The sequence below is a fragment of the Halomonas sp. ND22Bw genome, assembly GCF_003011945.1.
GTDB lineage: Bacteria > Pseudomonadota > Gammaproteobacteria > Pseudomonadales > Halomonadaceae > Halomonas > Halomonas halophila.
In genome coordinates this window covers 1-251 of record NZ_PXWD01001383.1, presented here as the reverse complement: position 1 = coordinate 251, position 251 = coordinate 1, and the positions used below count along the sequence as shown (strand labels likewise).

Genomic DNA, 251 nt, shown 5'->3' with positions numbered 1-251 from the left:
CCGGGCTTGCACACGACCTGGCCGCGCTCCACGTCCTCGCGCTTGGTGCCGCGCAGCAGCACGCCGACGTTGTCGCCCGCCTGGCCCTGGTCGAGCAGCTTGCGGAACATCTCGACGCCCGTGACCGTGGTGGTCTGGGTGTCGCGGATACCCACGATTTCCACCGTCTCGCCGACCTTGACGATGCCGCGCTCGACGCGACCCGTCACCACCGTGCCGCGGCCCGAGATCGAGAACACGTCCTCGATGGG

The 251-nt window shown here is 69.7% G+C and carries 1 protein-coding gene; it reads right to left on the bottom strand.

The annotated features are described in order from the left end of the window. On the bottom strand, positions 1-251 hold a 251-nt coding region (locus CVH10_RS22730; protein ID WP_369335987.1), incomplete at both ends, for an EF-Tu/IF-2/RF-3 family GTPase.